An 11496-nucleotide genomic window follows, 5' to 3' on the forward strand; every position below is an offset into this window, starting at 1 on the left:
CCCTCGCTCAGTCCGCGTCTTCGCTGTTTTCACGCGCCAGGCGCACACCGCGCTCGTCCCTGATCAAATTCTGATCGTTTTCGAACATGTCCTCGAAGGATGTGTCGACGGCCGTGGTCTTTGGTACAGCCTCGGCATCTGGGGTTGCACCGTCAGAGCTGAAATAGATGATCTGTTTCCAGCAGCGCGTAGTGTCGTCGCCGAAGATTACCAACAGATCCCCCGGTGCCGCTTGTTGCAGCCCGGCATTTACGGCCTCGACTTCATCCGGGATAACCGTAATGGATGCGTCGTCAACGCCATTGTCGATCAGTGCCTGACGCATCATCCGCGGTACTTCATCATGTCCTCGGCCTCTGCGGCGGTCATCGGCCTTGCAGATGAAATGGTCAAAATGCCCGGCCAGCGCGGCAGCTCCGTCGATGATATCTTCATCGCGCCGGTCGCCGGGCATGGCAACGACACACAATCGGCGACCTTTGATCTCCAATTGATCCGCCAACGCGGCCATCGCTTTGAGAGCGGCGGGGTTGTGGCCGTAATCCAGGATGACCTTGAACGGATGTTCGTCATAGACGTTCATGCGCCCCGGCGCCTGGAAATAGCTGGTATCGAAGGTGCGTAACCCATGCCGGATGTTGTCCAGATCGACCCCGAAGCTGTAGGCCATGGCGGCAGCAAACATGGCGTTTTGAACGTTGAAGATCGCTTTGCCTTCCAGTGCGGCGGGGATCAGATGCGACCACAGGACCGGAATGTGAAGTCCGTTGTCATAGATCGTCAGCATGTCTCCATTCATGCCTTTTTCCAGAACAATGGCCTTTCCACCCGCCTTGATATGTTCCTTGACCAGGCTGTGGCCGGGGTTGGTCGTGACGTAGAAAATCTGATCCGCCCCGGCGTAGTCAGCCATTTTCAGACAATTTATGTCATCAGCATTCAGAACCGCCGTATCCGTCGCGCTTTCCACCACCACGCGTTTCACCACGGCCAGTTCCTCGACTGTGTTTATGCCGCCAAGACCAAGATGGTCGGCCGAAACGTTAAGGCATGCCGCCACGTTCGAGCGCTGGTATCCCAGACCAGACCGCACAAGCCCGCCGCGCGCGGTTTCCATCACGGCAAAATCAACCATCGGGTCGCGCAAGACGATCTGCGCGGATTTTGGCCCGGTCATGTCACCCTTGACGCTCAGCTTACCATCGACATAGACCCCGTCGGTCGAGGTCATGCCAACGGTTTTGCCGCTGGTCTTCATAATATGGCCCAGCATTCGGGACGTCGTCGTCTTGCCGTTGGTGCCGGTGATCGCGGCGATCGGAATGCGGGTTTCCTCATTGGCTGGAAACAGCATGTCGATCACTTTGCCGGCTACATCGCGCGGTTGTCCTTCGGATGGCGCCACATGCATGCGGAAACCGGGTGCTGCGTTCACTTCGACAATGGCACCGCCGATGTCTTTGTAGGATTTGGTGATGTCGTCGATCAGGAAATCGACGCCGCCAACATCCAGCCCAACCGCCATTATGGCTCGTTCCGCCATGTCGCGGTTGTCGGGATGGACCACATCTGTCAGGTCGATCGCAGTGCCGCCGGTCGAAAGGTTTGCCGTCGAACGCAGATAGAAAATTTCACCGTCCGGCAAGACGGTCTCTTCGGTTACGCCTGCGGCATCCATAAGGCGCATGGCCTGAGTATCGATCTCGAGCATGGTCAGCACTTTTTCATGCCCGATGCCCCGGCGCGGGTCTTCGTTCACGATATCGACCAACTCGGCAATCGTGTGCGTGCCATCACCGACCACATGGCCTGGAACCCGTTTGGCCACCGCAACAAGCTTGTTGTCCACCACAAGCATCCGGTGATCGAACCCGGTGACAAAGCTCTCCACCAGAATGGCGCGGCTGCGGGAATGTTCCTTTGCTTCGGCGAAGCCAGCCTCGACCTCTTCATCCGAGTTCAAATTGATCGAAACGCCCCGCCCATGATTGGCGTTCAATGGTTTGACGACCACCGGATGGCCAATGCGCGCCGCAGCACGCACAGCTTCGCGGGCGGAATAGACCATGCGCTGCTGTGGAACCGGCAGGCCAAGATCGTTCAGCAGGTTGTGGGTATCTTCCTTATCGCAGGAAATCTCGACCGAGATATGTTTGGTCTCGGATGTAATCGTCGCCTGAATGCGTTTCTGGTATTTGCCGTGCCCGAATTGCACCAGCGAGCCAGAGTTGAGTCTGATCCAGGGAATGTCGCGTTCTTGCGCCGCCTTGACCAGCGACCCGGTCGACGGGCCGAATTCCTTGCGCTGCGCGCGCAGAACAAAGCTGCGCAGTTCGTCGTCCCAGTTAAAGTCCGGGTCGAAATCGTAATCCACCAGATCTTTCAGGGATTGAGGCAACAGATTCATCAGCAACCGCATTGCCAGCTTCCCTGCGTCCAGCCCAACGTCGCGCTGACGGTATTCATACACCATGTTGTACTGGCCCGGCTCACCTGTGCCGCGTGTCCGGCCAAAGGTCACGTCAGTGCCCGCTACGTTCTGAACCTCGATGGCACAATGTTCCAGAACGTGACCAAGCCACGTGCCTTCGTCTTCACGCAGACGGCGGATGAAACCTCCGGGTTCGCGGTAGGAACAGCCATGCTCCGCAAGGCCAGGAAGCGCTTCGATCAGCGCGTCGATAAACTCGGAACCAATTTTTGCCGATGGCCACTCTTCCAGAATACCCAGGTCGATGACGTGGCGAATAACGGGGAAACTTGCCCAGACATTCGGGCCGACAAAGACATTGGTCGAGATTATTTTCATGAGGCTCCCCGTTGGTTAGCTTTTATTCCCCCCGTTTGCGGCCTCTTCCCCGGACAAATCCGGCAAGGTGCAGAACGCCAGATGCTCATCCGGCGGAAAAGCCTGGCGAGCCGTCAGGTCATAACGGCACCCTTCACCCAGAACGTCAAGCCGAAGTCCCAGGAGGCTAAGCGCTTCGCCCCGCCGGGCATCCCACATTGATGAATGAGTCAACTGGCTGGCATCCACGACAGTAACCGAGCCGCTGCCGATGACTTCAAAGACATTGTCGGGCCCAATGAAGGCGGCCGTATCTTCGTCAATTCCCAAACCAATCAAAAATGGGTTGAAAGATGAAGCCGTTAGCAGGCGACCCAGACGGTTACGCTGGGTGAAATGCTGATCGATGATGACGGCATTGGTCAGGCCCATACCTGGTGCAAGTGTAATGTTGCCTTCCGCCGGGGCCGAGTTGCTGCTGCCACCGGCAACCATGTGTTCAGACATGATCGAAGCACCCGCCGAAGTTCCGGCAACCGGAACACCGGCTGCATTCCGCCGGCGGATTTTTTGGGCGACCAGAGTTCCCCCAAGAATCGCTGACAGGCGCAACTGGTTTCCACCTGTCATGAAAACTCCGGTCGCTCGATCAAGCATCTCGACATACTCGGGGTTGTCGCAATCCGCCCTGCGCGAGATAGGCAGGAACTCTACTTTGCCCGCACCCAGTTCGGAAAAGATACGGTTATAATCGGGCCCGGTTTCTTCCAGCATCGAGGCTGTCGGGATCACGACGATGTCGGCATCGCTGCCGCCAGAAAGCTCAACGAACTTGCGATGGATCTGCATTTCCTTGACGCGATCTTCGCCGCCCCCGATCGGGATAATGAACCCGCGTGGGGTCTCTGCATCAATGGGTGCAGGGCACATGTCTTAACTACCTTCCGGTGCTGAAGCGGGCAGTCATCGGGGACCGCGCGGACGCTTTGAACTGTTCATGCATGCCACGTCGGGCTATCGGGCTTTAGCGGACATGCTGCTACCCCCCGGCCATCACATGCCGTACAGCAAGGTTTTCGTCAAGAACCACCAGATCGCCGTCCATTTCCGCCTTCAGGCGCCCATTGCGATACGGTTCTAGCACATCGGTCACGTTTGAGGTGAATGGCGCACGCGCATCGAACAGGGACATTCCCCGATCTATGAGGTTGCTCTACGTCAGGGATGGCCTCCTGCCGAAACGCGTCGGATGGCTATCATGGAAACGATACGCGCGTTGCCGCCGCTCTTGCGACAGTCACGACAACCCGTCTGCATCGAAATGACCACCGCAGCGTCTACATCGAAACCCGCAGCCTGAACATTGCTTTTACATATAGGTAAAAACAAACACCCGGGACTGGGCGCCCCGGGTGGTGTATTTGCGGGCCTTTCAAGCTTTTGCCCGACAACTATCCAGCGACACTCAGATGTCGAACTTGACACCTTGGGCCAGTGGAAGCTCGGCCGAGTAATTCACGGTGTTGGTCTGTCGGCGCATATAGGCTTTCCACGCGTCCGAACCGCTTTCGCGCCCGCCGCCGGTTTCCTTCTCTCCGCCAAAGGCGCCGCCGATCTCTGCCCCTGAAGGCCCGATATTGACGTTGGCAATACCGCAATCGGATCCGGCTGCGGACAGGAACTGCTCGGCCTCGCGCATGTTCAGGGTAAACACGCAGGATGAAAGGCCTTGCGGTACGTCATTCTGAAGCTCTACCGCGTCGTCGAAATCGTCATAGCCCATGACGTATAGGATCGGCGCAAAGGTTTCGGTTTTCACGGTCGCGGTCTGACCCGGCATTTCGACAATCGCAGGTTCCATGTATACGCCTGCCGGAACGCCTTCGGTAACGCGGTTGCCGCCGAACACCGAACCGCCTTCCGCTTCGGCCGCTTTCAAGGCGGCGGTCATCGCCGCGCCCGCCGCTTCGTCCACAAGCGGCCCAACCAACGTGCCCTCTGTCAGAGGATTGCCGATGGGCAGACCCGAATAGGCCTTTTTCAGACGGCTCACCAGTTCTTCGCGGATCGAGTTGTGCACGATCAGGCGACGCAGCGTGGTGCAGCGTTGACCGGCGGTGCCAACTGCCGAAAAGACAATCGCGCGCACGGCCATCTCCAAATCAGCCGACGGGCCGACGATCATTGCGTTGTTGCCACCCAGTTCCAGAATGCACTTGCCAAAGCGCTGTGCGACGATGGGGGCAACAGCGCGGCCCATGCGGGTCGATCCCGTGGCCGAGATCACCGGAACATCTTCACTGGCCACCAGTCTTTCTCCCAGATCGGCGCCACCGATAAGCGTTTGCAGCAGACCGTCCGGCGCATCGCCAAATCGGGCCAGGGCGCATTCGAAAATCTTTTGACAGGCCAGCGCCGTCAGCGGGGTTTTTTCGGACGGTTTCCAGATCACCGGATCACCGCATACGAGGGCCAGAGCAGCATTCCATGACCAAACCGCGACAGGGAAATTGAACGCGGAAATCACACCAACCGGGCCAGCAGGATGCCAGGTTTCCATCATCCGGTGGCCTGGACGTTCGGACGCGATGGTCAGACCATAAAGCTGACGCGAGAGGCCGACAGCAAAGTCACAGATGTCGATCATCTCCTGCACTTCGCCCAGACCTTCCGAGGTGATCTTGCCTGCTTCCCAACTGACCAGAGCACCCAGATCATCCTTGGCCGCGCGCAGCTCTTCACCCAACAGGCGGATCAGTTCACCCCGGCGCGGGGCGGGCACCACGCGCCATTCCCTGAACGCGGCCTTTGCACGGGAAAAGATGGCGTCCATGTCCGAGATCGGCGTCTCGTGCACTTCGGCCAGCAGGCTTCCGTCAATCGGCGACGTGACCCTGAGCGTGCCGCCTTTGAGTTGGGCCTCGGTCAGATCCAGGTTTGCAAGCGTGGTTTGGGCTGTCATTACGATGTCTTTCATATCTCAGGCCGCCTTGTTCTGTTCGGTGACGTCGCCAGCGCGATACAGCTGGCCAAACTCAGTGTTGAGGAAATCGTCCAGCTTGACCTGTTCCTGCCGGACAAAGCCTTTCGAGGGCAGCGCTCCGATCCGCATCAGATCGACCACCCCCAGCACGCCTGCGGCGGTCGTGACCTGAATGGCGCTCCAGACCTGTCCATTGATGGTGCGGGCAAAGGATTTGTTGATCAGGGACTTTTCGCGCAGCACGCCATCAATGACGCCTTTTGCTGTGCAATATACCAGCACCACGTCCTGATCGGTGCGGGGCAGGGCGGCCTCGAATATCTCTTTCAGCAGGTCGCGGCGGCGTTCCAGTCCCAGATCGTTCAAAAGCAGCTTCAGGATATCGCAATGACCCGGATAGCGGATCGAGCGATAGGACACATCCCGCGCCTTGCCTTCCAGCGTTTCCGGCAACGTGCCCAGACCGCCCGAAGTATTGAAGCATTCGTATTCCACGCCGTCATGGCCCAGAATCTCGTAGTTCTCCAACGGCGCGGTCTTGACCAGCCTGCCGTTCACGATGGCATCGCATGGATTGCAATATTCGTTGATCAACCCGTCGGTGGACCAGGTCAGGTTGTATTTCAGCGCGTTGGTCGGATAAAGCGGCAATGCCCCCACCCGCATGTGCAGGCTGTCAACCTCGTCAAACTCCGCCGCCAGCGAAGCTCCGGCGATGCCGACAAAACCTGGCGCCAGACCGCATTGCGGCATAAACGCAGTTGCGCTGTCCCCGGCCAGTTCACGTACCGCATTCGTGGCCGCAACATCTTCGGTCAGGTCGAAATAATGCGCGCCCGCCGCTTTGGACGCTTTGGCGATCGAAGGGGTCAAGAAGAACGGCGCCGCCGAGATGACTGCGTCGAAACCGGTCAGTTCCCGGGCCAGCCCGTCCGCGTCATTGGCATCGATCTGTCTGGTTCCAATGCCCATCTTCGAGATATCACCAAGCGCTTTTAGATCGTGATCAGCGACCGTCACAGAGTAATTCGGCGACCCTTTCAACAGGGTTGCAATCATCTGTCCGATCTTTCCAGCGCCGACAACGCACACATTCCAGGACATAAAGATCTCCGCTGTTTCCCATCCTGTTCCAAGCGTGACGCGCATCCACGACAATTCATAGGTGCCAATTTGACGAATTGATGTTGGTGGTCGTCATATTGTCGGAAGAAGAGATATTTTATCGGATTCGCAATTGCCGCCCATGTGTCGCGACAGGTCCTGCCACGTGCCAACGTGGCCCTTGGCCGATTGCGTCGTGACCTTTTGTCTTGTGGCGCCGGACACTTGGGAAGCGCCACGTTCTTGAGCGATTCCAAGAGCTTGTGTTCTGACTTCCGGGCGCAACGGTCCGGTGATCTTGCAAGGCGACTGATCCGCTTCCATCCGGGCCTCGGTGCGCTTCCAACTATGCGTCACACGCGGAATTTTGAGCGATATTTCTCGTTTGCGACATGGCTTGGTCAAATCGAACAACTTCTTGGCATTGCTCGGCCGCATGGTACGCGCAGCGGTCGCCGGAGAAGGCTGTGAAGCTCGGTCGTGGCCGCCATGTCGCGTGTTGAACAAGGGCAGGTGTTGCATTGATCGCGTTATGTCCCAAGCCTGAAAACTCAGCCTGTTCCGGGAAGGGCGTTGTGACCTCTTGCCTGCACGCCGCTTCGCACCAAACACACCAAACACCCCGGGAGGGTCACAACGAATGACTGCAAGCCCGCTCGATCATATTCGTGTCCTCGATTTTGGCCAATACCTGGCTGGGCCACTGGTTGGCATGATGCTTGCTGATTTGGGGGCAGAGGTGATCCGCATCGACCCGCCCGGTGGCCCGCGATTGAAGGAACCGGCCACAGACATGCTGTCACGCGGCAAAACCGCCGTGACGATCGACCTCAAATCGGACGCGGGTTTGAAGGTCACACGCGAACTGGTGGCACGGGCTGACGTGGTGATCGAGAACTTCCGGCCCGGCGTGATGGAGAGGCTGGGCCTCGGTCCGAAAGCTCTGCGCGACATAAATCCGCGCATCGTGTCGTTGTCATTGCCGGGGTTTGCCTCAAATGATCCCGCGCTGGCCGATCTTCCGGCGTGGGAAGCCGTGATCGCGGCCCGTACCGGGCAATTCACGGATATGGGGCTGAACCGGCGCCTGATGGGCATCAACCCATCCTTTTCACCTTTGACGCTGGCATCCGCCTATGGCGCTTCATTCGGCGCGATGGCCGTGCAGTTCGCTTTGGCTGCACGTGACCGAAACGGAGGCGATCACATCGAGGTGCCTGTGGCTTCGGCTTTGCTGGAAGGGTTGGTGTATAACTGTGAGCAGATTGAGGACTATCCCGAACGCTACAAGTCCCCTCGCGAAGTGGAACTTGACAGGCGCGCAGCCGAAGGCTTGCCAACGGATCTGAGCTTTGCGGAACTGGAAGAGTTCCTGGACCCTTTCTATCGAACTTATACCTGCGCCGACGGGCGCGGGTTCTATGTGGTGGCGGGCAGTGTGAAAACACATCCCCGGCGGGTGTTGGAGACGCTTGGCCTCAAAAACCTTGCCGATCAATTGCCGGACTTCGACGCCTATCTCGATACCGCAGACTGGCCGGATGAATGGTCGCTGCGCAACTACCCCGTCGGAGCAAGGGATCGCGCGCGTATATCCGAGGCGATGAAAAAGGCGTTTCTGACAAGGCCCTCTCATGAGTGGGAAGCCCTTTTCGGGTCTGCCAAGGCGCCCGGAACGGCGCAACGGTTCAGCAAGGAATGGCTGGCCGATCCGCACGCTTTGGCCTCGGGTCTGGTGTTGGAGGTCGAAGACCCGCGTCATGGGAACATGAAGCAGATGGGAAATGTTGCGTGGCTTGCGGATGATGGCGCTGCGCTGGTCAAAAAACCGGGCCCCGATCCCGATGACGCGCCCGTTTCAGCGATCCTTGCCGAACCGCCGCGCAGCGGACCGCCAGCCGCGAGCGGCCAGGGCTGGCTGGAGGGGCTGAAGGTGCTGGACCTGACCAACGTGATCGCCGGTCCGACGATCGGGTCCACGCTGGCGCGATTTGGCGCTCAGGTGACTTCCGTTCAGCCGGCCGAGCCATCAGTCGATCCGTGGAGCACCGTGGTTTTCGGCTTGCACGCACACTGTGGAAAACAAAGCGTTTTGCTGAACCTGAGCTCGGATGACGGGAAGCGGGCGTTGCGACGGCTCATCGACTCCTCGGATACCATCACCATGAACGGCACGGATGAGCAGCGCGATGCCCTGGGGTTGAGCGCGGAAGAGCTGGCGGCGATCAACCCCCACCTCATACTGGTGCAACTCGATGCCTTTGGCGGTCCTGCGCGCGGACCCAAATCGGACCATCTGGGGTATGACGACCTGGCGCAGGCCGCGACAGGGGTCATGGTGCGTTTTGGCGGTGGCATGGCCACGCCCGAAGAGCATGTGCATTTCGGTACGATTGACGTTCTGACCGGCTACTGCGCATGTGTTGCGCTTGGTGCGGCCCTGCTGAGATTGCAGAAAACCGGCAAAGGCGGGATTGCGCGGGCTGCGTTGGCGGCGGCCGGCAACCTCATTCAGGCGCAGTTGATGTATGATTTCGAAGGCCGCGCGCCCTTTGACGAACCAGCCGGGCGCGCAGCTATGGGCTGGGGACCATTCTACCATTGTTACCGCGCGGCGGACGGGTGGATGTTCTTTGCCGCACCCGCCGAACAACGCGAAGCCCTGCGCCGTGTCTCGGACCTCGCCAGCGTGGCCGATATACCGGAGAAGGAATTGCCGGATGCGCTTGCGGATCATTTTGCAAGGCAACCTGTTGAATACTGGCAAAAGGCGTTTTCCGGTTCTTCCAGCACCGTCATGCCTCTGGGATCGTTGCATGACACGCGCGACGCCGTGTTGCAGCCGGAAAGTGCCGGGAATATCGACCTGATGCGGGGAACGTTCAGCGTCATTCGGCATGACATGCCTCCTAGGGGCCGGTGGTGCGATCTGGTTGCCCCAAATGCCGTGCGACCCGAACGCGCCCGGATCGTCATTCCCGGACCGATGCCGAAATACGGCGCGGATACACGCAGCATTCTGCGAAACGTCGGTTATGCAGATGAGGATATCGACGCGATGATCTTTGCTGGATCGGCCGCCGAAAGCTGGTCAGTAAAGTACCTGCCCGAGTAGTCGACCAGCCACAGACGGTTCGGAAATCAAGAAGATACGCCATCCGCCGCCGCAGGCACGGGGTCCCGGGCCTGGCGACGGGTGGCATCCGTCGTGATAAGCTTTGGGCTGACACCCGCGCGACTTGCACAGAATATTCTACCGCTTTGCCACAGTTTTTTTTGCATGTCTTGCGGCAAGAACCGTCCTAGGGTCGGCAATGCACAGCTTTGCATACACAACGAAACAAGAACCACTGACCATGAGCCAAATATCAGAGAGCCTGCTGAACCAAATCCGCAGCCGCTTTGCCCAGATCGATCATTGCCCCGAACAGGGTGAGCGGATCTTTTTCGAGAATGCCGGAGGCGCACTGACATTGAATTCAGTGTTGGAAAGTTCGGTTCGTTACGCCGCCATCCCGGACAACCAGGGGCGCGACAATCCGGGGTCCCATGCGCTGGTCGCCACGATCAACGCGGCCAAGGCGGATATGCGGGATTTCATGAACGCACCCGGCGGGCAGTTCTTTGTCGGTGAAAGCGGTACAGAGCTGTTGTTCCGGCTGATCATGAATGCCTGTCTGGGAACGGGTCCGGGCGTTGTGCTGGGATCCACATTGGAACACCCGGCGACGCGATCGGCCTGTGATCGTTGGGCCCGCATTTCCGGGCAAACCTACGTTTTGGTGCCCCATGATGACGCCACCGGTACCGTCTCGGCCGAAGCCTATGCCGCGGCCGTGACACCGGATACCAAAGTGGCGACGATCCTGCATACCTCGCCGGTGACGGGAATGGGCGTTGACGTCGCTGCCGTCTCTCAGACCATCCGCGCCGTGGCTCCGGATTGTTTCATCATCGTCGATGGCATTCAGCACGCAGCGCATGGCCGGATCGATCTGACCGCTTATGACGTCGATGGTTATGTGATTTCGCCCTACAAGGTGTTTTCGCGTCATGGCTACGGCGTGGCGTGGATCTCTGATCGCTTGACCGCGCTGGAGCACAACGCCTTGCTGGATGGTCCCGCGGACAACTGGGAAATGGGCACGCGCGACACCGGAGCTTATGCCACGATGTCCGACGTCGTATCCTATTTCGAATGGCTGGGCAGTCAGGTCAGCGATGCCGAAGACCGGCGCGGTAAGTTTCTGGCGGCGGGTGATGCGATCCATGCGCAGGAAAAGGCGCTGACCGATGCGATGATCCACGGCACCGGCAACCTGAGCGGCCTGGCCGAGATGGAAAAAGTCACCATTCTGGGCGGGGCCGACAATCCGGCACGAGAAGGTCTGGTATCGCTGCGTGTCGAAGGCGTGGCCTCGTCCGAGGTCGTCAAACGGCTGAACGAACACGGTATCCGCACGCATCTGCGCAAGGCGGACCACTATTCCGGCAATATCCTGACACCGCTTGGCTATGATGCCTGTGTACGGGTCTCAATGTGTCACTACAACTCGATCGGCGAAGTCGCCAAATTCCTTGCCGTCATGAAAGAAATCGCCGCCTGAGCCGCGCCATATCC

Annotated in this window: 7 protein-coding genes; 2 read left to right on the plus strand and 5 right to left on the minus strand. The window is 58.9% G+C overall.

Annotated elements, in window-relative coordinates; genetic code table 11:
• Positions 1-7 precede the first annotated feature (7 nt).
• The 5 genes from cphA to GOW60_RS12085 form a co-directional block, all read right to left on the minus strand.
• Positions 8-2809, minus strand: a complete 2802-nt coding sequence (cphA, locus tag GOW60_RS12065; RefSeq protein WP_171229459.1) for a cyanophycin synthetase — start codon at positions 2807-2809, stop codon at positions 8-10.
• A gap of 15 nt (positions 2810-2824) precedes the next feature.
• On the minus strand, positions 2825-3718 hold the full coding sequence (locus GOW60_RS12070) for a cyanophycinase (protein ID WP_152460469.1): 894 nt from the start codon (positions 3716-3718) through the stop codon (positions 2825-2827).
• A gap of 109 nt (positions 3719-3827) precedes the next feature.
• Positions 3828-3980: a hypothetical protein gene (locus GOW60_RS12075; protein WP_171229460.1), complete on the minus strand. Its 153-nt coding sequence runs from the start codon at positions 3978-3980 to the stop codon at positions 3828-3830.
• Positions 3981-4253: 273 nt separating this feature from the next.
• Complete coding sequence (locus GOW60_RS12080; protein WP_171229496.1) at positions 4254-5750, minus strand: aldehyde dehydrogenase family protein; 1497 nt, start codon at positions 5748-5750, stop codon at positions 4254-4256.
• An 18-nt stretch (positions 5751-5768) separates the two neighbouring features.
• Positions 5769-6875 carry a saccharopine dehydrogenase family protein gene (locus GOW60_RS12085; RefSeq protein ID WP_171229461.1) on the minus strand — a complete coding sequence of 369 codons (1107 nt, stop codon included), beginning with the start codon at positions 6873-6875 and terminating at the stop codon, positions 5769-5771.
• 640 nt (positions 6876-7515) lie between these two features.
• Between GOW60_RS12085 and GOW60_RS12090 the strand changes: the two genes are divergently transcribed.
• Positions 7516-9990 carry a CoA transferase gene (locus GOW60_RS12090; protein WP_171229462.1) on the plus strand — a complete coding sequence of 825 codons (2475 nt, stop codon included), beginning with the start codon at positions 7516-7518 and terminating at the stop codon, positions 9988-9990.
• A 241-nt stretch (positions 9991-10231) separates the two neighbouring features.
• Positions 10232-11482 carry an aminotransferase class V-fold PLP-dependent enzyme gene (locus GOW60_RS12095; protein ID WP_171229463.1) on the plus strand — a complete coding sequence of 417 codons (1251 nt, stop codon included), beginning with the start codon at positions 10232-10234 and terminating at the stop codon, positions 11480-11482.
• Positions 11483-11496: the final 14 nt, after the last annotated feature.

This window comes from Ruegeria sp. HKCCA4008, assembly GCF_013033125.1.
Taxonomy (GTDB): Bacteria; Pseudomonadota; Alphaproteobacteria; order Rhodobacterales; family Rhodobacteraceae; genus Ruegeria.